Source organism: Dysosmobacter sp. Phy (genome assembly GCF_054476235.1).
In genome coordinates, this window is the sequence record NZ_CM136997.1 from 262,688 (window position 1) to 287,931 (window position 25,244).

Annotated in this window: 23 protein-coding genes and 1 tRNA gene; 4 read left to right on the forward strand and 20 right to left on the reverse strand. The window is 58.9% G+C overall.

Features of this window, described 5'->3' with window-relative positions; all coding sequences use genetic code 11:
- Positions 1 to 2: 2 nt before the first annotated feature.
- The 8 genes from ACVDHE_RS01215 to ACVDHE_RS01250 form a co-directional block, all read right to left on the reverse strand.
- Positions 3 to 410, reverse strand: a complete 408-nt coding sequence (locus ACVDHE_RS01215) for a hypothetical protein (RefSeq protein ID WP_458885347.1) — start codon at positions 408 to 410, stop codon at positions 3 to 5.
- Between the two features lie 27 nt (positions 411 to 437).
- Positions 438 to 1,193 (reverse strand): hypothetical protein, encoded by a 756-nt coding sequence (locus ACVDHE_RS01220; protein WP_458885348.1) that lies wholly within the window; start codon positions 1,191 to 1,193, stop codon positions 438 to 440.
- A 34-nt stretch (positions 1,194 to 1,227) separates the two neighbouring features.
- Positions 1,228 to 2,211 (reverse strand): DUF4314 domain-containing protein, encoded by a 984-nt coding sequence (locus ACVDHE_RS01225; RefSeq protein WP_458885349.1) that lies wholly within the window; start codon positions 2,209 to 2,211, stop codon positions 1,228 to 1,230.
- Positions 2,208 to 3,257, reverse strand: coding sequence for a hypothetical protein (locus ACVDHE_RS01230; protein ID WP_458885350.1), 1,050 nt, complete (start codon positions 3,255 to 3,257; stop codon positions 2,208 to 2,210). The genes ACVDHE_RS01225 and ACVDHE_RS01230 overlap by 4 nt, the downstream gene beginning before the upstream one ends.
- 106 nt (positions 3,258 to 3,363) lie before the next feature.
- On the reverse strand, positions 3,364 to 4,110 hold the full coding sequence (locus tag ACVDHE_RS01235) for a hypothetical protein (protein WP_458885351.1): 747 nt from the start codon (positions 4,108 to 4,110) through the stop codon (positions 3,364 to 3,366).
- A gap of 1 nt (position 4,111) precedes the next feature.
- Positions 4,112 to 5,107, reverse strand: coding sequence for a DUF6076 domain-containing protein (locus ACVDHE_RS01240; RefSeq protein ID WP_458885352.1), 996 nt, complete (start codon positions 5,105 to 5,107; stop codon positions 4,112 to 4,114).
- On the reverse strand, positions 5,104 to 6,243 hold the full coding sequence (locus ACVDHE_RS01245; RefSeq protein WP_458885353.1) for an antirestriction protein ArdA: 1,140 nt from the start codon (positions 6,241 to 6,243) through the stop codon (positions 5,104 to 5,106). The genes ACVDHE_RS01240 and ACVDHE_RS01245 overlap by 4 nt, the downstream gene beginning before the upstream one ends.
- Positions 6,240 to 7,442 (reverse strand): antirestriction protein ArdA, encoded by a 1,203-nt coding sequence (locus tag ACVDHE_RS01250; protein WP_458885354.1) that lies wholly within the window; start codon positions 7,440 to 7,442, stop codon positions 6,240 to 6,242. Before ACVDHE_RS01250 ends, ACVDHE_RS01245 begins: the two co-directional genes overlap by 4 nt.
- Positions 7,443 to 7,557: 115 nt before the next feature.
- Between ACVDHE_RS01250 and ACVDHE_RS01255 the strand changes: the two genes are divergently transcribed.
- Entirely contained in the window at positions 7,558 to 9,081 is a 1,524-nt protein-coding gene (locus ACVDHE_RS01255) for a Y-family DNA polymerase (protein WP_458885355.1), read from the forward strand.
- Positions 9,074 to 9,517, forward strand: a complete 444-nt coding sequence (locus ACVDHE_RS01260; protein ID WP_458885356.1) for a hypothetical protein — start codon at positions 9,074 to 9,076, stop codon at positions 9,515 to 9,517. Before ACVDHE_RS01255 ends, ACVDHE_RS01260 begins: the two co-directional genes overlap by 8 nt.
- 937 nt (positions 9,518 to 10,454) lie before the next feature.
- Here ACVDHE_RS01260 and ACVDHE_RS01265 read toward each other — a convergent pair.
- From ACVDHE_RS01265 to ACVDHE_RS01285, 5 genes are all read right to left on the reverse strand, one after another.
- On the reverse strand, positions 10,455 to 11,891 hold the full coding sequence (locus tag ACVDHE_RS01265; RefSeq protein ID WP_458885357.1) for a hypothetical protein: 1,437 nt from the start codon (positions 11,889 to 11,891) through the stop codon (positions 10,455 to 10,457).
- Between the two features lie 302 nt (positions 11,892 to 12,193).
- Positions 12,194 to 12,367, reverse strand: coding sequence for a hypothetical protein (locus tag ACVDHE_RS01270; RefSeq protein ID WP_458885358.1), 174 nt, complete (start codon positions 12,365 to 12,367; stop codon positions 12,194 to 12,196).
- A gap of 32 nt (positions 12,368 to 12,399) precedes the next feature.
- The gene (locus ACVDHE_RS01275; RefSeq protein WP_458885359.1) at positions 12,400 to 14,652 is read right to left on the reverse strand and encodes a M56 family metallopeptidase; all 2,253 of its coding nucleotides are present in this window, start codon (positions 14,650 to 14,652) and stop codon (positions 12,400 to 12,402) included.
- 25 nt (positions 14,653 to 14,677) lie between these two features.
- The gene (locus ACVDHE_RS01280) at positions 14,678 to 14,845 is read right to left on the reverse strand and encodes a hypothetical protein (RefSeq protein ID WP_458885360.1); all 168 of its coding nucleotides are present in this window, start codon (positions 14,843 to 14,845) and stop codon (positions 14,678 to 14,680) included.
- 18 nt (positions 14,846 to 14,863) lie between these two features.
- Positions 14,864 to 15,943: a helix-turn-helix domain-containing protein gene (locus ACVDHE_RS01285; RefSeq protein WP_458885361.1), complete on the reverse strand. Its 1,080-nt coding sequence runs from the start codon at positions 15,941 to 15,943 to the stop codon at positions 14,864 to 14,866.
- A gap of 800 nt (positions 15,944 to 16,743) precedes the next feature.
- Here ACVDHE_RS01285 and ACVDHE_RS01290 point away from each other — a divergent pair.
- Positions 16,744 to 17,049, forward strand: a complete 306-nt coding sequence (locus tag ACVDHE_RS01290; protein WP_458885362.1) for a DUF6809 family protein — start codon at positions 16,744 to 16,746, stop codon at positions 17,047 to 17,049.
- Positions 17,049 to 18,200 (forward strand): tyrosine-type recombinase/integrase, encoded by a 1,152-nt coding sequence (locus ACVDHE_RS01295; RefSeq protein WP_458885363.1) that lies wholly within the window; start codon positions 17,049 to 17,051, stop codon positions 18,198 to 18,200. Before ACVDHE_RS01290 ends, ACVDHE_RS01295 begins: the two co-directional genes overlap by 1 nt.
- A gap of 177 nt (positions 18,201 to 18,377) precedes the next feature.
- On the opposite strand, the gene ACVDHE_RS01300 is transcribed toward ACVDHE_RS01295, so the two are convergent.
- From ACVDHE_RS01300 to polA, 7 genes are all read right to left on the reverse strand, one after another.
- Positions 18,378 to 18,453 (reverse strand) — tRNA-Thr (locus ACVDHE_RS01300).
- A gap of 643 nt (positions 18,454 to 19,096) precedes the next feature.
- Positions 19,097 to 20,104, reverse strand: coding sequence for a tRNA (adenosine(37)-N6)-threonylcarbamoyltransferase complex transferase subunit TsaD (gene tsaD, locus ACVDHE_RS01305; protein ID WP_213038994.1), 1,008 nt, complete (start codon positions 20,102 to 20,104; stop codon positions 19,097 to 19,099).
- A gap of 15 nt (positions 20,105 to 20,119) precedes the next feature.
- Entirely contained in the window at positions 20,120 to 20,713 is a 594-nt protein-coding gene (locus ACVDHE_RS01310) for a GNAT family N-acetyltransferase (RefSeq protein ID WP_325284966.1), read from the reverse strand.
- The gene (gene rimI / locus ACVDHE_RS01315) at positions 20,667 to 21,170 is read right to left on the reverse strand and encodes a ribosomal protein S18-alanine N-acetyltransferase (RefSeq protein ID WP_458885364.1); all 504 of its coding nucleotides are present in this window, start codon (positions 21,168 to 21,170) and stop codon (positions 20,667 to 20,669) included. Before rimI ends, ACVDHE_RS01310 begins: the two co-directional genes overlap by 47 nt.
- Positions 21,167 to 22,039: a DMT family transporter gene (locus tag ACVDHE_RS01320; protein ID WP_458885365.1), complete on the reverse strand. Its 873-nt coding sequence runs from the start codon at positions 22,037 to 22,039 to the stop codon at positions 21,167 to 21,169. The genes rimI and ACVDHE_RS01320 overlap by 4 nt, the downstream gene beginning before the upstream one ends.
- The gene (locus ACVDHE_RS01325; protein ID WP_458885366.1) at positions 22,036 to 22,536 is read right to left on the reverse strand and encodes an AAA family ATPase; all 501 of its coding nucleotides are present in this window, start codon (positions 22,534 to 22,536) and stop codon (positions 22,036 to 22,038) included. Before ACVDHE_RS01325 ends, ACVDHE_RS01320 begins: the two co-directional genes overlap by 4 nt.
- Positions 22,533 to 25,187: a DNA polymerase I gene (polA, locus tag ACVDHE_RS01330; protein WP_458885367.1), complete on the reverse strand. Its 2,655-nt coding sequence runs from the start codon at positions 25,185 to 25,187 to the stop codon at positions 22,533 to 22,535. The genes ACVDHE_RS01325 and polA overlap by 4 nt, the downstream gene beginning before the upstream one ends.
- Between the last annotated feature and the right edge of the window lie 57 nt (positions 25,188 to 25,244).

Genomic DNA, 25,244 nt, shown 5'->3' on the forward strand with positions numbered 1-25,244 from the left:
TTTCATCGCCTCATTTCCATCATTCCGATATGTTTGTCCTGGATACGGAGCTCCTGACCGTCCCGGCGCTGGAGCAGGCCATAGCCGGTCTGGGTGCAGTGCTCCGCCGCCATCAAGTTTTCTCCGTAACGATACAGATTCAGGTTCGTCAGGACATGATCCACCATGGTTTCATCCATGTTGGACCGGATCTTCTCCTTCGCAAGTCCAGAGGGTGAATAGATATCCTCCCTCAGAAGATACGAATCCAGTGTGTCTGCTTGATCAGCTGCGGAAGCGAGATCGCAGCACCGCAGGCCCTCCAGCACAGCCTTGTACACTTTCAGCTGCTCCTGGGACATGGCAGCCGCCATCTGTGCGAAGCGGTTGACCTCTCGGATCTCACTGGCCGAGGAAACCGCATCCCGCATCTCCGGGATCACACAGTCGATGCAGCGCTACCACAGCTCTTGTGAAGAAGCGACATTCAGGCGCTCCGTCACAGTCTCCAGTTCCTCCGGCGTCGCAGGCAGCTTGACCAGGATCGGGCCGGTGCCGTCCTGTGCGGGTCCATCCCCCTGCAGCCCGGCCACTTCCAGCAGGACCATGTAGTCCGGCTCCGCGATCTCTCTGGCTACGGAAGGCGCCCGCTTGAGATCGCTGTTCTGAAGGACATATCCCTTCCGCGTGAAGACGCCGCCTTCCTCCTTCCGGGCCCGCAGGCCGATGGCCGTGAAGTCCAGCAGCTCGAACACGGTGTCCGAGATCCCCTCCACCTCCGGCACAAAGCCGTTTTCGGCATAAAACCTACCCAGCTGGCTGTCATTGAGGGCCTCCGGCACGACATGGCAGCAGTCCGCGCTCTCGGTCAGGTCCCGGAGCCGGGTGACGCTGATCCCGCCTCCGCCTTTGGCGGTTTCCATTTGGATCAGGCCCTGCAGGGCCGTGCGGTGAACATCATTGAGCCGGGTGAGCCGCTCTGCCAGATCATTCAGCTCCGCGAGGCTGTCCTCCCGGTCCTGCAAGACCGTCGCCAGTTCCTCGAAGTCATAGTAGTCGTCGATCTCCAGGTAGAGGCGGTCGCCCTCCTGCAAGTGCAGTTTGTCCAGGGCATCCAGCAGCTCCCAAGGCTGGGCGGGGAGATCCAACTTGGCATAGGCGTCGCTTTCCGGGTCCTCTTTGGCCAGATACACGCCAAATACTTTCTCACTCAATTCAGATTTCCTCCTTTTCAGCTTGTTGAGGGACTCACGGTCCCTTCATTTCAAGGTTATTTTTTGCACCCAAGATCCGCTCCTGGACCACAGGGTCGGCCATGGGGATGTCCCAGCCGTGCATACTGCCGGCCAGCATCGCCCGCTCCTGAGCCGGGGTGATGCCCCGCCGCCGGTTGTTGTAGTCCGCCACATAGCGGTTCTGGGCCCTGTCGCCGGTGCACCACTTGCTGGGGAAGTACCCTTTTACGCCCTTCTTGATGCAGATCAGCGTCCCTTCCCCCGGCAGGACAGACCAGCACATGTCAGGGAGCCGGGTGAGGGAATCGGGGCTGAATTTTTCTTTCTCTGTCAGGATCGTCCAATTTCCGTTGTTCCAGAGATGTACATTCAGGATTCCGTCGTTCACCTCGATTTCTCTCTGCTCAAAGCCCTCGCCCCAGCCGTCCGAAGCCTGTCCGGTGATGAAATCTGCCAGTTTTTCCTTCTCCTCCGGCGTCAGGATACCGACCACCTTGCACTCTGCAATGCCCCAGAGCTGACCGTCCCGGTTTTCCACATCGAAGGCCGCAGACTGGACCTTGTCGTTGACGCCGTCCTGCTCGTCATACCAATGCATCATCCCGCGGTCTGCTTCTTCCGGCATTCGGTTGTCCACCAGGGCTGTTCGAATCGCCCCCTCATAGCCCCGCAAGTCTCTGCCGTTCAGGTCATACCCGTACTCCTCCCGGTCGCCCCATTCGTCATATCCGAAGAATTCCGCCGTCAGCGGCATGTAGAATTTGACGGTCCGGGCCTCCGGAGGCAGGATACGGAAGCGGTCCACGCCAATCACAAGAGGCAGCGTCCTGCCGTCGTCCCAGTTCACATGGAACTTGCCGGCATCGTCAATGTGGTCCAGGGTACCCATGCTGCCGGGTGCGACGGGGTCCGAATCGTCCTGCATCTCGCTGAGCCGGACCCGGTATCCGGCGGGGTACTGCTCCCGCAAAAACTCCAGCCATTCCTTTTGGATCATTTCAGACCTCCCATCTTCATGCCCCGCACGGGGGCGCTCCACTCCAGCTCACGGTGGATCAGCTGCACCGCCTCAAAGATCGCCGGGTCATTGCGGAAGCTGTCCATCTGCCTGTGGTCCTGGAAAAAGACCTGCTCGCCATCCTTTTCCCGCAGGAAGTCCACTGTGGCGATCCCGTCCTTGGTAACGCCCAACCGCTTCTCCGGCCGGGTGCTGTCCCGATAGAGGCGGACCGCATCCTCCAGCGTCAGGTCCCGGTGGATCTGCTCACCCGGCGTATTGCAGTCCGTCATCACGAACCAGGCATAGGTGTGGGGGCTGTCGGGATCGGCGGCTTCCCGGAGCGCCTGCTTCCCAGCCTCCGTCATGCCGTAATTGCAGGCCCGCCGGGGATTTTCCTCTCCGGCAAAGTCCAGCAGGAGATCGTCCGCCGCTTTCCGCACCGCAGGATCTTCCGTCAGCGTCTCATAGCGGAAGCCGGTGGTGGCCTGATACGGAAGCTCCTCCCGAATGGTGTCCAGGTATTTCTGCGCATCCGTAAAGGTCCGCTCCTCGCCGCCGGCGTAGGTCACCCGGCCCACCAGAGCCTCTTTTTGCGTCAGTCGCTGCTGGCGGAGGTCGTAGCAGTACAGATAGCCCTGATAATGGCCCGGCAGCGGGGTACAGCGGAGGCAGTAGCGGTAGTGCTCCGTTTCCGCAATGTAGCCGTGGGTGGAGCCCCCGTCTGCGATGGCACCGCCGTGGCTGCCGCAATAGGCTCGCATGGATTTCAGATCCTTCAGAGGACCGCTGCGCTGCAGTTCGTCCACGACCTGCCGGAGCTCCTTCTGAAACTCCGGGGTCTTCAGCTGCTCGTCACCACGTCCCCACCACGAGGTCCAGAATTCCCCGCCGCCTTGCCCGAAGTCCATCCGCAGGTGGCCCACGGTGCCGAGCGCCTGATCTCCGCCTTCTTCCATCTGGGAGTAGAAAAGGCCCGCCTCCTCAACGGAAGCGGGCCTCAGCTGAATATTCAATTTGCTCTGCTGGGCAGGCTTCTGTTTCATTCCTTTCATCTCCTTTCCCTTTCTTGGTAAGTCCACAACATACCATTGTATTATAGAAATAGCCAGTACTTTTTTCGCTGTGTGATTACAGGAAAGGCCGTGTGCCCTACTTCATTTTCATGGTCTCCCGTATCTGCAGTCTCGGCGCCACCATAATTTTTTCCAGGCGGTCGGGATTTACGATAACTTCAGACTCCTTTCTCCCACTAAAGTAGGCGTGAATATCGTCCTTTTTGATTTGGGCCGTGTATACGGTGCCGTCTTTTCCGAATCGGTGAGCAAACCACTCCGCAGTCTTTCGGTCCAGTGTCCAGGACAGGGCCTTGACATTGCCCTTGTCGGCAGATGAAACACCGCGATACACAGTCACAGGGTCCCCCAATGACTGATACCTCTGCCAGTCCTTCTGGTCCATGAGGTACTCCGGCGAGACGGACTTGAACAGTGCAAGCAGTTCTCTTGTGCCGACGTTCCTGTCGGCATTGGGGAACTCACTCATGATCCAGGCATCTGACAGGAGCTGCCCCAGGTCTTTCTCTGAAAGATGGGGAGCCGCATACTTTATGAAGGTCAGATAGTAGGGCTTATTGAGCAGCATAAAGATCTGGGACACGTTTTTTGCCTTGTCGATCTGCTCCCCAACTCTTTTCCGCCACCGGTCCAAGTCGGTCGGTTGATTGAGCAGGTCTGCCTGGGTGAAATTCCCCTGCTCGTCAGGGAAAAGCACAACTCCGGTATTGGTAAACGGATGGCTCACGATCATAGGGGAGAACTCTGTCGGCTGGATCTCCACCTCCAGAAGCGCGTGTGCCACCAGTTTTGCCTGCTCCAAATCCGTATTACGTGAATTCATATCAGCCCTCCTTTTTCAGCCATGCTTGAAACTCCTCCAGCGAAAGATGGCCCTTCTCGCATTCTTTGTGTTTCTCCTGTGCCTGTTTACTCCAGGCATAGAACGCTTCCGCGGTAATCCGGCCCGCCTTGATCCACGCGAAACGCCTCTTATATTCCCTGCGGTATGCCTTGTAGATTGGATCGTTCTCTTGTTTGAGCGTCCATTGCTGGAAGGCGCCGAATTCCCGACAGACTGCTTGTCCCTCTGCCGGCGGCCGTGAACAGTATTCCGCGCTGACACGGCCTGTCTGAGCAAAATAGCGCCCGCAGTTTTTACAGCGGCGGACCGTGATTTCCCTCTCCACACAGGTCCTAAGAGCAAAGTCCATAAGTTCCAAGATATTGCTGGAATAGAGTACAGGGACGATTTCCCCCTCCTTTACCATTTTGTAGCTAATGGAAATAGGTTGGAAGCGGAAGACATCGTCACTATCCTCCATGGTATGCTCATATAGCTGCTTCATTCGACGCTTTGGGTACCGTCCTGCGTGGTCGATATTCAGAACATTTTCAATAAACTCAGTAATATAGGAAATATACATATTGGGATTATTGCAAAACCGAAGCAGGCGATTAAGTGCGTACAGGCTATATCCATGGTAATGTTCTGCTTTTATAAGCTCTTGGCGGCATGCAATGTTCATAATCTGATAGTAGATATGAGTCTTTGACAATCCCCGCAGCTCACGCTGGGCAGTTTCGGCGCGCTTCCGGTCTTGATAGCCGGGATATAAAACCAAGTCGCGTTTAATTTGGTCCAATTGCAGGAAATCTGATGTGTGATCTATTTCCAGGAAACTCAGCAGACTCTCCAAAAAGGGATATTCGCGTCTAGAAATGATGGAATTTTCATCATATTCTTTATAGAACTCAAATACCTCATGATCACCGCAGTAATACATTCTGCAGAGTGTATCTGTACTCAAATATCCATATAATTCATCAAAGAGGCTCATCTTCCAAGCCCTCCAAATTTTACGGTCCGTTCCTGGTGGTGCTGCTCCATAGGCTTCGAAACGCGGCGGATGGCAGCGAATCGGGTCCTCATGACGCCGTCCCGCTCCATGGCCTCCTCACCGTATCCCTCAAAATCCATAAACCTGCCTATGGCTTTCAGCACCGCCTGATCTGCCCCGATCCGCCGTAAGGAGGCCTTTCCGTATGCCTCCAAGTCCACCGGGACCCGCTCGAAATTGTCCCGCTCAAAAGCCATTTTGAGGGCGTCCTGAAAGGTCTCCAGCTGCTCCGCATCCAGAATGGCAAGGTATTTCTCCACCTCGTGGTCCACCTGCCGCATCGTCACCAGACAGGATGCCAGTTCATTTGCGGACTCAACCGTGATCAGGTCGGAGGGGACCAGCACCGAAAGATACGGGAATTCATAGTGTACCGCGACGATCTCCGCCTCTGCGAAATCTGTGATGTCCAGAGACTCTTTTGCCCATCGCAGAGATTCCGGGGAGGCAGGCAGGGAAAGCGTGTGGGATAGGCCGCTGCCGGTCCGAAGGTCCAACGAGATCACGCCAGCTATCTCCTCATGGCGGCGTTGGAGGGTTCCGGGCAGCTCCGCCTTATGCACTGCGTAACCGCCGCGGCAGAACGCTCCGCCGTGATTGCTGTAGAATTCCTGACCGATTGCCTGACAGTCCAGATAGGGCCGGAGGTGATCCGGACACTCGAAAGCGCCTTGATTTACCAGATATCGCCCAAGCGCGCTTCCTGTCTCCACCTCCGGCAGCAGCACATACTCGTCCAGGCAATCCGCCAGCTTCATGACGTCATCCACGCCCTGGACCATGTTGGCATCCAGCATCCCCTCAAATTTCAGGCAGGACTCCCGATCCAGCGGCTGAAGTTTCTCCGCCAGAGCCGCGACTTTCTGCAAGCCGTCAGGCTGGCTGAGGTCCGTATCTTGAATGTAGTCGCCAAGGTTTTTCACGCTGCTGGATACATTCAGGATTCTTGTCGTGGCAGTATCCTCGCTGATTGCGTCAAGCCGAGTCATCGCCTCCTCGATTTTCTCCTGGGGAGCCGGAAGCCTGATGTAGATGCCCTCCAGGTCCTTTCCGCGGTTCAAATGCAATGTAATCATCTCGAAAAGCCTCCCATCTGCATTTCCGGTCCGGTGTACCTCTGTTCGACCGGGGGCCTCATCAGCAGTTCCGACAGGCTCTGCGGACCCTTGTAGGCAACATAGCCCTGATCATTGAAAACGCCGCCTTCAGCGTTGATCTGCTTTTGTCCGTATGCTTCATAGTCGATAAAAGGCGCCAGATCATCGTCCAGGTCGAAGTGGCCGGACTCCCGGATCATGAACTCGCCATATTCTCTCGGAGAATGGATGCCGGGGACAAAATCGAACAGATCCAGGTTTTGGGCCAGAGCTGTCATCTCCGTCGCTGACCGCGGATTTGCCATCTGCACAACTGCTCCAAGCTTTACCCTCTGGGCATCATCCAGCAGTACGATGGCGCTTGCCAGCTGATTCAAATCATTCAGAGACTCATGCTCCACGTCCAGTCGGGAATCAATTTCGTTGGGAGCCATGCTTTCCGAAAGACGGATGTGGAGATCATCCGTGCCTTCAAACCCGCTCCTTTCAAGGGCCCTCTCCAGCCGCTGTGCACTGGAGGGCAGGAAGACCCATGTGGTGGCGCTGTTCATGCTCAATTCCGATTTGTGGCTCAGGCCAAGCAGAAAGACACTGTCACTGCTCTGATACAGCGGGAAGTTCTGGCCGTCATAGACAGGTCGGAGCTGCATCCCGTTGTCGTAGATCACACCATACGGCGTGATGGTGCCGTCACCGTCGCCGATCAGCAGCAGCGCGGTTTCATACCCGTCCACATTCTCCAGTTCTTCACGGGAGGCGGAGCCGCCGTTCACGTCCAGATAATGGCGGCGACCGACTTTCTCCAAATCAGAGAAGTCGGTGATCACCGTTGTCTCCTGGCAGCAGAACGTCAGATCGATCAGATACCTCATATCGAAAAGCCCGTATTTGACGGCGGCCGCCTGGAATTTAGCCTTTTCCTGCGTGTCAAAGCTGTCCAGCCGCTTGGCGAGATAATCCATCTCGTCGAGATTGATCGCCACCTTCTCCAGCCGCTTGAGGATCGGCCAGTCTCCGATGACCTCGTCCACCCGGCAGTCCCGCTCCAGCGGATTCCCCAGGCCCATGCGCTGGAGCATATTGACCACGCTGGGATAGTCCTCCTCCCTGATCGGGAAGGAAATGGTGGCCTGCCCGTATTCCGGGACACGTGCGTTGCTGACGATGGTTTGTATCATTCTTTTTCCTCCTGAATTTTCTACATACTTTTCCGATTCTTCCCCCTTGAATAGAACACTTGTTCTATGATACAATAGCGGCAGAACAGCAGAGGAAGAAAAGGAGGGATGATTCGTGGCTGATAAGGCATATCTTGCGATTGACTTGAAGTCTTTTTACGCCTCCGTCGAGTGCGTGGAACGGGGCCTCGATCCCCTCACCACCAACCTCGTTGTGGCGGATCTCTCCCGCACGGAAAAGACCATCTGCCTTGCGGTGACTCCATCCCTCAAGGCCTACGGCATTTCCGGCCGGGCACGTCTTTTTGAGGTCGTGGAGCGGGTAAAGCAGGTGAATGCGGAACGGCTGCGGAAAGCACCCGGCCGCGCTTTTTCCGGCTCATCCACCAACGATCCGGAGTTGAAGTCTCACCCGGAGTTGGCGCTGGACTATCTGGTGGCGCCGCCGCGCATGAAACTCTACATGGACTACAGCGCCCGCGTCTTCGAGGTCTATCTCAAATACATCGCACCGGAGGATATCCATCCCTACTCCATTGACGAGGTGTTTATGGATGTCACCAACTATTTGAGTACCTATGGCCTTTCTCCCATGGGCATCGCTGAACGAATGATTCAGGATGTCCTGAAAACCACAGGGATCACCGCAACAGCCGGGATCGGTCCGAACCTCTATCTCTGCAAAGTCGCCATGGACATCGTGGCAAAACGGATCAAGCCGGATGAAAACGGTGTTCGGATCGCATTTTTGAATGAGCAATCGTACCGGCGTCTGCTCTGGGATCACCGTCCCCTGACTGACATCTGGATGATAGGGCGCGGATATGCGAAAAAGCTGGAGGCCCACGGGCTGCACACCATGGGCGATATCGCCCGCTGCTCTGTTGGGAAACCAACGGATTACTACAACGAAAAACTGCTGTACCAACTCTTTGAAGTCAATGCGGAGCTGCTGATCGACCATGCCTGGGGCTGGGAGCCCTGCACCATTGCGGACATCAAGGCTTACAAACCGGAGTTCAGCAGCCTCGGCTCCGGCCAAGTGCTGCAGGAACCGTATTCCTTCGCCAAGGCCAGACTGGTCGTGTGCGAAATGGCGGACCAGCTTGCTCTGGACTTGGTGGAAAAGGGGCTGGTGACGAAGCAGCTGACCCTGACCGTGGGATATGATCGGGAAAATCTGCAGGACCCGGAACGCCGGAGGCGGTATCATGGGGCCGTCACCAGAGATCCTTATGGGCGGGAGATCCCCAAGCATGCCCATGGGACCGCCAATCTGGAAGGGGAGACCTCCTCTGCAAAAGTGCTCATCGGCGCAGCTTCCGGCCTTTTTGACCGGATCGTGAATCAGGGCCTTCTGATCCGGCGCCTCAACCTCACCGCGGTTCGGGTGCAGCCCGTCGGCAGTGTAGGAGATGACTGCAGCTGTGAGCAGCTGGACCTGTTTTCGAACTTCGGACCTGCGGCGGAGGCGCGCAGGCGCCGGGAGGCCGCTCTGGACAGGGAGAAAAAGATCCAGGCCGCTATGCTGGACATCAAGAAAAAGTATGGAAAGAACGCGATCCTCAAGGGAATGAACCTGGAGGATGGCGCCACCGCCATAGAACGGAACCGCCAGGTGGGAGGGCACCATGAGTAGCGCATACGATGATATATTGAACTTGCCGCACCATACGTCCGCTGTTCAGCCGGCGATGCCCATGCAAAACCGGGCAGCGCAATTCGCTCCCTTTGCCGCCCTGGTCGGCTACGATGCCCTCATCCGGGAGACAGCTCGTCTCACGGACCAGAAGGTGGAATTGGACGAATCCGTCAAAGCGGAGCTCAACGAAAAACTCCGGCTGCTTCTGGAGCTCCTGCCCCAGCAACCGGAGGTGACGATCACATATTTTCAACCGGATGGCCGGAAGGCCGGCGGCGCATACAGGACCGCAAACGGTATTGTTCGAAAATTCCTCCTCAACGAAAACCTTCTGGTCATGATGGATGGCTCACAAATTACGGTTGATACAATCGCTGCTCTTGACGGCTCTTGCTTCTCTGCTCTTGAAAAGGAAATGGACTTTGATCTATAGGCATTGCCTCGGTTTATGGTTCCTGCGAATTGGATCTTTCCAAGATCGTCCGCAGGCAGTGGCCATCCTCTCCCCAGCACAGGAATCCGTGGGCAGGATAAGGGCAGCCCTCGCACCGACTAAACTTCCGGCAAACCGGCTTCTGCTCTTTGATTTCCCGCTGCCTGGGTTTTCGCGGGCGTTTCGGCTTAAAGGTAACATGGTATCTGCGGATCGAACTCTTTTGCGGCGGACTCTTGGTCGTGGAGATTGCGGCGCCCTTTTTCCAGCCACTGCTACTTTTTTTCATTGATCTTGCTCCTCCTTTACTTGTACATACTTCGTGCATCCATCCTTCTGACAGGCAACACCCCCTTTTTGACTGCCCGATCTTCTTTGAAATGAAAAAAGGCGCCGGATCGGTGATTCTCTGAAACCACCAATTCGGCGCCGTAATATTTGTATAAGAATTTTGAAAAAAATAGCGCCCTTTTTGCTTTCAAAAAGGGCGCTGCCATTCGGTTTGGCCTTAAATCCATCAAAACCGCTGTTCGAGTCCCCCCAGTTGGTTGAAAAACCTTGAGGAGATCTATTGGAAATCAGGCCAATTTTTGAAGGAAAAAAGGCCGCAACAATCTGATACTCTAAGCGAACAGGCTAGGAGATTCAGATTGTTGCGGCTAGATGGAGCTAGTGGGGTGACTCGAACACCTGACCTGCTGATTACGAAACCCATTCCGGCCGCAAGCCATTGCGGCACAAGAGTTTCAAGGCGTTTTTCATCAAAAATCAGCAGGTCAGGGAACTTTTCAGGGCACTGCCTTTCCCCTCTTGTTCACCCGCGTGCGTCGCGGTGTGGGTCGATCTCGAAACCATCAAAGGGTCAAAATATGATGTCCAAATCCAACTGCTCACACATCTTCAGACCCATTCTTTCAGGATGCGGTTATGAAACGTCTTATACAGTCCCGGCGGAATCGTGGGAAAGGATGCGCCAATCCTCTCCGCTCTTTTGGAGAACCAACATATCCGAAGTTCCGCTTTCCGCGCTGGGCGCTTCCCAGAGTGTCACGGTGCTTCCGTTTTTTTCGCCGTAGCGCGGGAGGAACGTCCCGGGGCCGAAATCGCTGCTGAATGTATAGAAGCAGTCGGTTTTCGGGACGTAGAGCGCCTCCTCCATCCAATTTGTGTGCATCTCCTCCACGGTGATGCCAGCGTACTGCGTCAGGATTGCATTGATATGGCTTCGCGGCAGACGCTGACAAGGCGTCGGCAGCTCCTCCAGCGTGAGAAGGCGGCCGTCCTCCCCCCGCCAGTCCAACACCGTTTGAATGAGCTGGAACTCCGCCTCGTCCACCGGCTCCTGACCGTCCGGCTTGGGACAATACCATAAAAACTCGCTTGCGGCCATGTCCCGGGGGTCTTGGTATCGGGAGGTGAAGAAACAGCTGATGGGACTTGCTCTCACAAACAGAATGTTTCGCTCCGCGTCATAGCTGTCACAGGAAGATACGGTATAGCTTTCAAACCAATCCAACTCCTCCGCCGTGAGGGGACTTCCCTCCCCGCCATAAAGGGCGGCGGTCTGAGCCTCTCCATACCACTGGTCAAAGGCGTCGTAGATCATCCAGCTGACCTGCTCTGCCTCACCCTGTTCTCCCGCGATATAGGGCAGGATAAACCACCCCTCGCCGCGGTCTGTTTTCACATGGAGGGGACGGGCATTGTTGTACCCGCTTTGGTAGGCGGTGAGGGTCGCACCGGGGATAGTCAGCTGGTAGCGGTAGTCATCGGTCCCATCCCACTCCACAGGCGGCTGATCGCTCTCCCAGGTAAATGCCCCCAATGTTTCAAGGTAGCTTTTGGCCCGGATGGCGTCGCCAGCCGGAAAGGCGTCCTCGCTTCCCCCGTGAAAAAAGGTGAGAGACGCCGTGGACAGATCGGCCCCGGCAAGGATCTCCTGGAGGTCAGAAATCCCCAGTTCGGCGGATGCGCTCAGCGATGCCGGAACCGTGTACTTGTTGGAGTGCCGGGTGCTCCACTGGTGATCCGGCTGGAGAGAAACGGACTTCCAAAAACAGGTGTTCTCCCCGTCCCAGACGCAGTCGTACATGGTGAAGCCCACATCGGTGGTGACCATCACATAGATGTGGTGCTCCAGGTCAGCGGATTCCGGGCTTTCAACTTCGTCTGGATTGAGATCGGAGACCCAGAACTGCACCTCGCCATACTGGACATATTCATCAAACAGCACGAAAGACCGGTCCTCCTGCTGCACCAGAAGGGTCCACTGGTCTCCGGTGTCCCAGCCCATTTGCCCGTCCGACGCGACCTGCGCGGAGGTGTAGAGCGCAACGGAGGCCGCTTCACCGTCTGGCAGGAAAGCATGTTCCATCCGTTCTAGCAAAAACAGGTTTCCGGTATCAACGGATTCCGCCGGAAGAATCTGCGTTGCATCAGAAGGTGCTGCGTTTCCCGATTGTCCGCAGCCCGCAGCGATCAGGATCAGGCCAGCAAGAAGAAGTGTAAGAAATCCGCGGCGCATAAAAACACCTCCGCATCATATATGCTCGTGTTCTACTGATATTTTAACATAAACAGAGCCATACTGGACTAAAAAACGTCAAAATTCCGGCCAGCTATACGATCCAGTTCATGAAAGTTCGAGATGAAGAAATCGTCCCCAAAATCAGGGGCTCACTGGAAGCGGTATCCCTGCTCCTGCAGAGCGTGGAGGTAGCTCAGAAAAAACTCCCGCACCTGGAAGCTCTGCTTCTGCCACCCCTCCACCGGGTGGAAGGAGGCCACCCGGTGTTCCATATCCAGCCAGACCGTCTCCAGAGGCGGTTCCTGAGTCGGTGCGGTGTCCATCTCTCGTCCCTCCCTTCTCTCTCCGGCGCCGCTCATTGGTATATGGAAAGCGTGTCGTAGTATTTGGTGATGGTGGAGTCGTCCTCCACATACGGCCCCACATCGGTGGGACCATACCGCAGCAGGAAGTAGTCCAGATCGTGGATCTTTTTGTACATGCTGTTGACGTATTCTATCACATGGGTGTTTTTTGCCAGTTCCATCAGTTCCATGATCTCCTGCAGATCTGCTTTCAGGGCATCGTTCTGAACAGGTTCTTTCAGTTTCTCTATCAAAGCAATGAAATCGTCGGCGTCGTACTGATTCTCCATCACAACAGGAGTCCCATATTCTTCGTAAAACTCTTGTTCAGATAGATTTTCTTGTTGGCAAACAGCTTCCATATCGACATCACCATCAACTGCCCATCCAATCTGAATTTCTCCAGTCTCATGAAAGCAATTCCAATACAGCGCGTTAGGGTCAGACAATACCCCAAAGATATTCTCCCTCATATACAAACTCTCAAGGTAAAGATTCACATTCGCCATGGTAAGGGTCAGCGTTTCCGCTTCCTGTTCAGACATCCCCTCCAGCACCAGTTCCCGCGCCGCCAGGACCTCGTCCTCCGACGGGGTGAAAGGCTCTGTCGGATCCACAGGCGCACCATCAAGGAATAGCTGAGACTCTGCGGCGGCTGTGACGCGAAAATCCAGGGTGAAGCTCTCCGCCATCAGGGTCAAAACTTGAGGCTGCATGGCGATATAGGGATAGTCGGTGATGCGGCTGGAATCATAGTCGGTGGTCACCCGCAGGCAGCCGTCGGAGGTCTCGTAAAGCCAGCAGCGGATATTCCCTCCCGGGTAGCCCCACACCAGTTTCCCACCGTCCTCCGGAACGAAGCCCTGTCCCTCCAGGGCGGCTTGATGATCTTCCAGAGAGGCGTCTATCTGCTCCACCAGCAGCGTGGCGCCGGTGCCGTAGGCGGAGGCCCATTGCCACTGGGCATCCGGGTCCTCCGTCAGGACCTGTTCCCAGGCCGACACAGGAATGTAGAGATACCAGCCGTCCCCGTCAAAGCGGTGGACGGGGAAATTCCCCAGGCTTCCGCCCTCCGGGACCTCCACCCGGTCGATCCAGTCCTCCACATACACAGGAAGGTCCAGACCGTATTCCGTCACGTACCAGTCGTAGAGAGCCTCTTCATAGCTGTTGCGGTAAGCAGAGAAATCAATATGCTCCGGTGCCGTCTCCTGCCAGAGGATCTCATAGCGGCCATCATCGTTGCAGCAGCGGACCACCAGCAGGTCGCTCTGGTCGAAGTCGCAGAATCCGTCCTCCAGCACACCCCCGCCGCCGGCAATAAAGATTGAATGGTTTTGCGCATTGGTGGGCTTGATTTCCCAGGAGAATACCCAGGCTTCCAGCCTGCCCTCCGGATCCAGGCCCTCCAGCGAACCCAGAAAAGTCACCTCTCCCCGGGCGTCCTCCACGGTGTCCGTGACGGTCCGGCCGGTATATGCGCCGCCTTCGTCGGCGATGGCATAGGTGACGCTGTTGCTGTCCAGGATCTCCTGGATGCGGGCCTGGGCGTAGTCCTCCATGCTGGCGTAGGTGCCGGCCATCTCTCCCGGAGCTTCCCCGCTGTCCTCCCCGGGGTTGACCGCGCAGGCGGCGATCACCGCGGCGCAGACCACCGCCCCCGCCAGCACCGCCCACAGCCGGGGCCGCTTCCACTTCAGCACGTTCACCACCCGGTCCCGGGTGTCTCCCTCGCCGAAGGCCAACGGCGCCCCGGCGATGATCTTCCGCCCGGTGGCCAGGCGCAGGAGGGATGCGGAGTAGTCCGCCCGGACGGCCTCGCCCAGCTTCCTCATCACCGCCTCGTCGCAGCTCATCTCCATGTCCCTGCCCAGTAGTACGAACATGAGCCACACCAGCGGGTTGAACCAGTGGATGCACAGCGCCAAAAACGCCAGCAGCTTCACCGCATGGTCCAGCCGCCGGATGTGGTTGCGCTCATGGAGCAGGATGTACCCCCGCTCCCCCTCCGGCAGGGCGGAGGGCAGATAGATCTTTGGCCGGAACAGTCCCAGCACGAAGGGCGTGTCGATGTGGTCCGCCAGGTACACACCCCTCTCCAGGGGCACCGCCCCCACCAGCCGCTGGCGCAGCCGGACCAGGGATACCGCGCCGTAGAGTACCATGGCGGCAGCGCCCGTCAGCCAGACGATGGTGGCGATAGCCATGGGCGCCTCCAGGGGATCGGCCGTAGGGATCTTTATCAGTTCTGTAGTATCCATCATAGCGGCTCACCTGCTGGCAAGCGTCTTACTGGTACCGATACCGCTCCATGGTATAGCGGTCCACACACCGCAGGAATAGTTCCCGATTGTGGAACTCTAGCAGGCGGAATCCCACCTCAGCGTGAAAGGACACGATCTTCCGCTCTGAACTGACCCACATCTGCCAGAGATCGCTGGGATTTATCTGTTCCATAGTGAGCCTCCCCTCCGTTTACAAGGCGAAATCACCGGAATCGTCCCGTTCCGCCGCCGGTTCCGCCCCCTCTTGACGCAACTGCTCCCGGAACTGCTCCTCCCGCTCAACGTCCGTTAGCAAATCCTGAGCCAATTCCGGGTCCAGGGTGTCCGGCCAGGTCTCCGTGATGGCCCCGTCCACGTAATCGTAGACCGTGTAGGGCTTTTCCGCCCAGCGGGTGCGGACCAGCAGCTCCGTGACGCCGTCGCCGTCCCAGTCCGCCGCGGTAAAGGCCAGGCAGTCCTTCACCGTCAGCAACCGCTCCGCAAACCAGTCCTCTCCTTCGATCCGCCAGAAGTTGTAGGTGTAGAGAAAGCCGTCTCCGGTGGGATTGGGGTAGATGTCCCGAAACTCAAACGATGCGCTTTCGTAGCCGAACAGGGCGTCCCCCGTCTCCGGGTTCACATCCAGGCCCATGGTGCTGCCCACCTGGTCCATCATGGATCCGATGGCCTGCATGCCAGTATCAGTACAGGCGGTGACGGTTCCCTCATAAGTTAGCCGGTTCCAGCGGCACTCCAGCGCATAGACCAGCCCCGCTCCGTACTCGTCCTCCATCACGGTGCCGTCAAAGTCCACGTCCCCTTCGCAACGGAGTTTCAGCAGGTGGTCTCCCTCCTTCACATAGAAGTAGTTGGCTCCGTCCACGGTCTCCTTCAGCAGCAGCTCCTGGGTACGGGTCTCGGTCACATACAGGGCATTGTATCCAATCACCAGCCCCGCCGCAATCACCAGCACCAGCGCCGCGGCCACGCGGCCCCAGCTGCGCCGCCGCTCCCGCTTCAGGCTGTCGTCGGAAATGGTCAGCAAGTTCTTCACAGGGTCCTCCTCTCCGTCCGGTGCGGCCTGCCTCCGGCAGGCCATCAGTTCCTCCACCCGCAGCTCCAGGGCCGCCGCCAGGGGCTCCAGCAGCGTCACGTCCGGGTAACTGAGACCGCACTCCCACTTGCTGACGGCCTTGTTGGTCACATGGACCTTTTCCGCCAGCTCCCGTTGGGTCAGGCCCAGCTCCCGGCGGCAGTCTCCAATAAAATTACCCAGCCGTTCCTTGTTCATGTCAATCACCTCTTGCCCAAAGTGTACCGCGCCGCTTGAAAAAAGGCAATCCACCGGTGGTAGACCCAGGGGAAACCGGCTCACTTTTCCGTTGCAAATTGCTTTATTCGGCCTCCGAAGCAAATCGCCCTCTTTTCGATGAATCGATCAAAGCGGTTACCATGCCGTTCAGGCAGTCACTCAGGCCCCGCTTTTGCAGCAAGAGTAGGATTCCCGACAAGGTCCCGATACCGCCACTCGTTGCCGCCTGTGAGGGGCTGTGTGGGGCTTTGGCGGAGGGGGTGGCACTCCGGGGGACGCTGAAGCGGTTGCGGGCCGTGTGCGGCCTGTGTGGGCGGAGGTTGGCAAGGGAGGGTTGCGAGGATATCTGCAGAAGGAAAACAGCATGGGAAGCGATACCACAGCGGAGGTTTTGTGGGTCAAATATGGCGTTTTTAGCCGACCGAAAAAAGTACTAGATAAAGGGAGGTGGTCGCTAGCGACCACCTCCCGCCCACAAAGCCCCGCAGTGCGGGGCTTTGTGGGATTATGGTACCGACGTCGGTTTTCGGGATTTCGGTCTTTCAGCGCGGTGGTGGGATTGCAAGGTGTTACGGTCCCAAGCGGTTCCGGCGTTTTTCACCGACGCTGCGAATTGAGGGGCTTTTTCGGGCAGACTTTGCGTCGCTATATCAAAGAAAAGGGACGGGAGAAAGAGACGCCCAAGCAGTTCTTAACAAATTGATAATTCTGCCCTTTGACCCTGGCTATTCTCCGCCAGTTAGGGTATTGTGTGTCGCTGAATAGAGGAGGCGATACGCATGAAGGACTACATGATGGCCCTGCATCAGCGGTTCTGTCAGGAGCCGGAGTGCCGGGAGGTCAGAGATCAAATCTCAAAAGTCGAGCACGACCTTCGACAAGCGCTGGACCGGCGAGGGCAGGAACAGCTGCTGAAGCTGGCAGACCTGGAGAACGAGCTGCGGGATGAGACTTCTCTGGAGAGTTTCCTCTCTGGATTGAAACTAGGCCTGGGCATCGCGGCGGAACTGGCTCCCTCGTACTCCTTCGATGATGACGAGGAACAGCGGGCCTGTGAGGCCCTCCGGCGAAGGAGGGGAGAGTAGTGGCAAAACGCAGGGCCAACGGCGAAGGCAACATCAGGAAGAGAAAAGATGGCCGCTGGGAAGGGCGGTACACCGCCGGGTACGATCAGGACGGCAAGCGGATCATCAAGAATGTGCTGGGCAAGACCCAGGCGGAGGTCAAGAGCAAGCTGGCCGTGGCCATCGCGGAGATCCAGCAACTGGACGTCTCCCGCTCTGGAGAATACACCGTAGCGGAGTGGCTGCGGCTATGGTTCGAGCTGTACGCCAAGCCCAACATCCGCCCCTCCACGGCTGGCTACTACCGCCGGGCCATGGAAGAATATACGATTCCCCGGATCGGGAGCATCAAGCTGAACAAGCTCACCAGCCGGGAAATTCAAAAGCTGTACAAGGACCTCCTTGAGAACGGGCGGACACGGGAACAGCAGAGGAAAAAGAAGCCGGGGCTCAGCGGCTCAACAGTAAGAGGCGTCCACACCATGCTTCACAGCGCCCTGGATCGGGCGGTAAAGGAGCGGCTGCTGATCCGAAACCCTGCCGACAGCTGCGTGGTGCCCAAGGCCCAGCACCAGGAGATGAAAACGCTCCGGCCCGAGGACCTGAAAGCCTATCTGGATGCGGCGGAACGGCGTGGGGCACTGGCTATGTTCTATCTGGAGTTGGTCAGCGGCATTCGCAAAGGCGAACTGGTGGCCCTGCGATGGGAGGACCTGAATATCGCAGAAAAAACCATCTCCGTCAGCAAACAGGCTACCAAGGATGAGGACAACCACCTCATCGTGGCCCGCCCCAAGACGGAGAACTCCGTCCGGCTGATCTCCATCCCACAGGAAGCGGTGGAGCTGCTGGTGAGAGAACACGCCAAGCACCCAGACAATCCCTGGCTCTTCCCCTCCTCCCGCACCGGTGCCATGTACCATCCGGACTCGGTAGCCACCCTCCACCAGCGCATCCTCAAAGACGCTGGCCTGGAGCACCTCCGGTTCCACGATCTCCGGCACACCTTCGCCACTCTGGCCCTCCAGAACGGGGTAGACATCAAGACCGTCTCCGCCATGCTGGGACACTACGACGCCGGATTCACCCTGCGGACCTACACCCACACCACCCGCCAAAAGCAGGACGAGGCGGCGCAGACCATGGGGAGCCTCATGGCGCAGGTGAGATAATACCCCAACGCCTAAACAGAACAGCGCACCGGTCGGGAAGCCGAGCTTCCCTATCGGTGCGCTACGTTTTTTCGCCCGTGTGGGTCTGCGTGTGGGGCGCTAACTTGCCGCCCTCTGAAAATGAGAACTTTTTGCATAGCAAAACGCCCCGAAAACGGCTGTTTTCGGGGCGCCCTGTGGAGCTAGTGGGGTGACTCGAACACCTGACCTGCTGATTACGAATCAGCTGCTCTACCGACTGAGCTACACTAGCATCAATATTCATTTAAGCGGAGGCACTTTTAGGCGAAGGAAAGTATAGCATATTTTACACGTAGCGTCAACACCTATTTCCCGGGCCGCTGGTTCCGCAAATCCCGCCTCCTTTTGATTACAAATCGTATTTTTGAAGGTTTTCCTGCAATTTTTCCTCTGTCATTTTGTAGATTTTTTGTTCTTTCACAGAAAAAAGCATTGATCCCCTCTCATGAAAGCGCCTGTTTTACCCTGTTTCAGTCGACATTTTTTGTGGTTTTTCCCGATCATTTTTTCTATTCTCTTTGCTTTTTCCATCAAATTACATTTACATAATTTTTTTAATAACCAGGCACTACAACGAGTTATTCACATTTTCCACCATGTTTTCAACATCTAATTTTCCTTTTATTTTCAATATAATTTTAAATTTTTTCTAAAATATGGAATTTGCTCTATTCCTCTTTTCTCCTTCTGAAAAATTGCCAATTATTTTACATAATATTTTTTGCTTCTTGACTTTCTCCATATTCTTTTTCGTTTTCCTCTGGACATCTCTTTTTTGCATCGCTTTTTCGAATGGTCTGCAAAAAAAGCAGGAATTCTGTCTTTTCCGGCTGCCGTTCCGGGCAAAAAAACAAGCGGCCAAACGGCCGCCTGTTTTATTCGGAGATGTCCCGGGTGGCATAGGCGTTCAATTCCATGCCCGCCGTGTGGCCCGCCAAGTACTCATAGTACCCCTGGGCGCCGATCATGGCGCCGTTGTCGCCGCACAGCCGCAGGGGCGGCAGATACAGCTTGTACCCCGCTTTGGCGCAGGCCCGCTCCAAGTCTCCCCGGATCACGGAGTTTGCCGCTACGCCGCCAGCGGCGGCAATGATGGTACGGCCGCTCCGGCGGGCTGCTTCCATGGCCCGGGGCACCAGAGTGTCGCTGACAGCCTGGGCAAAATCCCGGGCCAGGGCCGCCCGGTCCAGTTCCTCCCCCACCTGCTGGGCGTGGTGGGCCAGGTTCACCACCGCCGTTTTCAGTCCGGAAAAACTCATGTCCAACTCCGCCCCGTCCACATGGGCGTGGGGCAGATGGTACACGCCGCCCTGAGACTGCTTGGCCAGGGCATCCATGGGGGCGCCGCCGGGATAGGGCAGGCCCAGCACCCGGGCTGCCTTATCAAAGCATTCCCCTGCCGCGTCATCCCGGGTGGACCCCAGGATCTCCATATCCGTGTAATCCCGCACGTCCACGATCAGCGTGTTGCCGCCGGAGATGGCCAGAGCCAGGAAAGGCGGCTCCAGCTCCGGAAAGGCCAGATAGTTGGCGGCGATGTGGCCCCGGACATGGTGAACCGGGATCAGAGGTACCCCCAGGGCGCAGGCCACAGACTTGGCAAAGCTCAGTCCCACCAGCACGGCGCCGATGAGGCCCGGGGCGTAAGTGACGGCCACGGCGTCGATGTCCGAACGGGTGCAGCCCGCGTCCCGCAGGGCCTGCTCTGTCAGGGCGCAGATCGCCTCCACGTGCTTGCGGGATGCGATCTCGGGCACCACGCCGCCGTACAGCGCGTGCATATCTGCCTGGGAGGCAATGGCGTCAGAGAGGACCGTACGCCCATTTTCCACCACCGCCACGGCGGTCTCGTCGCAGGAGGACTCAAAAGCCAGGATCTTCATGGTTTCGTCATCTCCTCATTCGTTCCATGCCACTTTATCCAGCGGCGCTGCATCAGGCTGCCGGGGAATGCGGACGTATTTCGCATATTTCTCCGGGGAGAACCTGCGCAGATAAATCGTTCTGTGCGCCTCCATAAGCTGCTGATCAGGCAGCGGCTCCGCCGACCAGTACAGAGTTTTGTACGGCACGCCGAACATCTCCGTATCATATCCGGCAATCCGGGCGCCATTGCGGTCGTAAAAGCCAAGGCGCCGTTCCGCCATAGCCGGGTCCGGCGCAAAACGAGGTTCCTCGCTCTCTCCGAGGATCACGGTTCCCCGCTCCTTCTCCTGCATTTTCTCCAGAATCAGTGCGCCGGTCCCTCCGTTGCGGTAAGCAGGGCTCACGCACAGATAGTCCAGCAGCGCCCAGCCGGGCTCCCCCAGCCACAAAAAGCACTCTCCGATGATCTTGTCCCCGTCAAACAGACACCAGGGGCGATAGACCCCATCATCCAGCATCCGGCGGATAATGTGCAGCGGCTTCAGCTCCGCCGCAGGAAAGGAAACCCGCAGGTCCCGCTCATACACCATCTCCAGCTGCTCCAGATTCGGCAGTCTCAGTTCCATAGTCAAACTCCTTCGTCATGATGATGGCATCCTCCCGGGGATGCTCGTAGTAGTTCTTTCGCCGGCCCACGGAGCGGAAGCCCAGCTCTCCGTACAGGGCGATGGCCCCGTAGTTGGAGGAGCGGACCTCCAGGGTCAAAAAGGCCAGACGGTTGCCCCGGGCAAAGTTCATAAACACATCCAGCAGCTGATGGGCCACGCCCTGGCGGCGGTACTCCGGCCGTACGGCGATGTTGGTGATGGTGCCCTCGTCCAGCACCACCTGGAGCCCGGCATACCCGGCCACCCGGCCCGCATCATCCAGGGCCACCAGAAAGGCGGACAGGGCGTTGTCCAGCTCCTCTGCCAGCATGTTCCGGGACCAGGGGTCCGGGAAGCAGATCCGCTCCAGCTCCGCGATCTCATCCAGGTGGTCCGCCGTCATGGGCACCACCCGCACGTGCATTGCTTGTCTCATCGTTGATTCCTTTCCGCCTCCGGCGACGCCGAGGCACGGATGTACAGGGCGATGCCGCCCACGACGGCGGCGCCGCCCAGAAGGGTGGCCCCGCCGGGGCGCTCGCCGAAGATCAGCAGGCCCCACACCGCCGCCAGCACCGGCTCCATCAGCTTGGCGGTGGAGATGAAGGCCGCGGGCAGGTACTTGAGCCCCCAGCTGAACACGTTGTGGCCCAGCAGGGTGCAGCACACCGCCATGCCCAGGGCCGTCAGGAAGTTGACACCGCCGTGACCCGTCACCGGCGTGCCGCTCACAAGGGCCGCCGCCAGCAGCGATGCCGACGCAGCCAGATACACCAGGAAGGTGTACACCTCCGTGGACAGTCTCCGGCGGCAGACCGCGCCGATCATGGTGTAGACCGCCACCGCGGCCGCGCCGGACAGGGCGATCAGGTCCCCCGTCAGGGCGCCGCCTCCGGCGCTGTCCCCCATGGCCACCACGGCCGCACCGCAGAAGGCCAGTGCCACGGCGGCCCAGGCCTTTCCCGGCAGCCGCTGGCCCAGCACCGCCGCGGAGGCCAGGGCCACGAACAGCGCCTCCGTATCCACCAGCACCACCGCCGCGGCGATGGAGGTCCGCTCCAGAGCCGCGAAGTAGGCGGTGAAATGGAGACCCAGAAACACTCCGCTGACCAGGCACAGCGCCACGTCCCGGCGGGTCAGGGCCGCCAGCTCCCGCCGCCGAACCAGGACCGGAACGGCCATGATGGCGGTGGAGAGGGCCATGCGGTACAGCGCCAGCACCAGGGCCGGGGCCGTGGACCAGCGGGTGAACACGGCGGAGAGGGACGCCCCCGCCACGCCCAGCAAAATCACCAGCTTTTTCATCCCGCCGCCTCCAGGATCGCGGAGGCGGTCTCCTCCGGCGTCAGGGCAGTGGTGTCCAGCAGCCGGACGCCCAGGGCGCCGTACAGCGGCAGGTAGGCGAGGCTCCGCTCCAAAGCGTCCGGGGCACGCAGTCCGGCGGCCACGTCCCTCTCCAACCGGGCCGTCAGGTCCTCCGGGGAACAGGTCAGCGCGGTCTTTACCACGGCGCAGCCACCCGTGTCCAGCCGGGACAGCAGCTCCTCCCAGATCTCCCGCCGGTGCAATACCCAGCAGAAGAGCACATGGTCATAGGCGGAGCAGCGGAGGAAGTTGTTCAGTACATGGGCGATGTTGTCCAGCACCATGGCCTTCGTCTCCTCCGTCACCTGGAAGGGATAGGCATCCCAGCACCAGTCCCCGTCCAGGAACACGCTGCGCTCCAGCCTCTTTTGCAAACACCGGCAGGCGGCCGTCTTGCCCACACCCATGGGCCCGCCGATGAGATACAGACGCTTCATCCCTTGGCCTCCAGCCAGTTGCGGCCCCAGTGGGCCTCCGCCGTCAGGGGCACGGAGAGGGACACCACCCGCTCCATCTCCTCCTCCACGGCGCGGGCCACAGCCTCCGCCTCGGCCGCGGGGCACTCCACGATCAGCTCGTCGTGGACCTGGAGCACCAGCCGGGCGGCGGGGTGCTCCGCCTTCAGCCGCTTCCACACGGCGATCATAGCCAGCTTCATGATGTCCGCCGCCGTGCCCTGGATGGGCATGTTCAGCGCCACCCGCTCGCCGAAGGAGCGGAGATTGAAGTTGGAGGACTTCAGCTCCGGCAGCTCCCGCCGCCGGTGGAAGATGGTCTCCACATAGCCGGTCTCCTTGGCCTTTTCCACCACGGCGTCCATGTACCGGCGCACGCCGGGGAAGGTGGCGAAGTACGCCTCCATATAGTCCTTGGCCTCGGCCACGGTGACGCCGATGTCCTGGCCCAGGGAGAAGGCGGAGATGCCGTAGACGATGCCGAAGTTCACCGCCTTTGCCCGGCGGCGCATCTCTGCGGTCACGTCGGCCGGGTCCACGTGGAACACCTTGGCCGCCGTCTCGGCGTGGAAATCCCCGCCGGAGCGGAAGGCGGAGCGCATGGCCTCGTCGCCGGAGATGTGGGCCAGGAGCCGCAGCTCGATCTGGGAGTAGTCCGCGTCCACCAGGACGCAGCCATCGGCGGGAATGAACATCCTCCGGATCTCGCTGCCCAGGTCCGTCCGGGTGGGGATGTTCTGGAGGTTGGGCTCCGTGGAACTGAGGCGCCCGGTGGCTGTCACCGTCATCTGGAAGGAGGTGCGGATCCGGCCGTCGCTGTCCAGCGCTTTCAGAAGGCCGTCGGCGTAGGTGGATTTGAGCTTGGCGAACTGCCGGTACTCCAGCACCGCCCCCACGATAGGGGCCTCGTAGCGGAGCTTTTCCAGCACATCGGCGTTGGTGGACCAGCCGGTCTTGGTCTTTTTCCCGTGGGGCAGGCCCAGCTTGCCGAAGAGGATCTGGCCCAGCTGCTTGGGGGAGTTGATGTTGAATTCCTCACCGGCCATGTCGTAGACGGCCTTCTCCTGGGCGGCGATGCGGGCGGAGAGCATCTCCCCGAAGGCCACCAGAGCCCCCTTGTCCACCCGGCAGCCGGTCCGCTCCATCTCCGCCAGTACCCGGCACAGCGGCAGCTCCGCCGTCTCAAACAGCTCCCAGAGCCCCTTCTCCCGGAGCCTGGGTGCCAACGCCTGGTACAGGCCGTCCACGGCGGCGGCGTAGTTGTCGAAGCTGGCCTCCGCGGCGGCCGCGTCCCCCAGCAGGGAGAAGGCGTCCTTGTCCAGGTACGCCGGCTTAGGCAGCTCCGCGTTGAAATAGGCCACGTACAGCCGCTGGAGATCGTAGCTGCCCGCCGTGGCGTCCAGCAGATAGGCCGCCAGGGCCGTGTCGAACACGAAGCCCTCAGCGGGAAGTCCGTTTTCCAGCAGCAGGCCCATCAGGTCCTTCACATTGTGGGAAACTTTTCTGATATCAGCGGAGAACAGGGCGCCCAGCAGGGCGTTCCAGTCCCCCTGGTACTTGTCGAAGAACAGCTCCGCCGTCACGGCGCTGTGCGCCCCGGTCCCGCAGACCACCGACACGCCGGTCAGGTCCGGCAGGGCCAGCAGCGACACATGGTCCGCCTGCCGCCAGAGGTCCAGCAGTTTTTCCGCCTGTCCGGGCTCCGTCACCTGCTCCACGGTCACGGTGAAGTCCGCGGGCGCCTGCGCCGCTTCCGGCGCCGCCTCCGCCGTCAGGCCCAGCTTTTCGATAAGCTTGGTGAACTCCAGCCGCAAAAACAGCGGGTATGCCTCCGGGCCGGGGGCCTGTACCCGGTTTTCCTCCGGGGAGAAGTCCAGCGGCGCGTCGGTGACGATGGTGGCCAGCCAGTAGGAGTGCCGGGCGCTCTCCTCCCCCGCCGCCAGCTTCTTGATCGCGGCGGGCTTGGCCTCCACATCCGGCATGGCGGCATACAGCGCGTCGATGCTGACATACTTCTGGATGAGATCCATGGCGGTCTTTTCCCCCACGCCGGGGACGCCGGGGATGTTGTCGGAGCTGTCCCCCATGAGGGCCTTGAGGTCGATCATGTGGATGGGATCGAAGCCATATTGCTCCCGGAAGGTCTCGGGGGTCATGTCCTTGGTGGTGGTCTGCCCCATGCGGGTGGAGACCAGCTTCACCTTGGTGTGGTCGGTGATGAGCTGGAGGCTGTCCTTGTCGCCGGTGACCACCACGCAGTCCCAGCCGTCCGCCTCGCACCTGCGGGAGATGGTGCCGATCAGGTCGTCGGCCTCCCAGCCCGCCAGCTCGTAGCGGGGGATGTTCAGCGCGTCCAGGGCCTCCTTCAAAACCGGCACCTGGACCCGCAGCTCCTCGGGCATGGGCTTGCGGGTGGCCTTATAGGCGGCGTCCGCCGTGTGGCGGAAGGTGGGGGCGTGGACATCGAAGGTGACGCACACCGCGTCGGGCTGCTCCTCCTCCCGCAGCCGCAGCAGCGTGGTGAAAAAGCCGAACACGGCGTGGGTGTACAGCCCGTCCCGGGTGGTGAGCGGCCGGATGCCGTAGTAGGCCCGGTTCAGGATGCTGTTGCCGTCGATGACCATGAGCTTCATGATGTGCGCCTCCCCATTGGAATTTCACAGATATTATAGTATACCCCATCCGGCGCC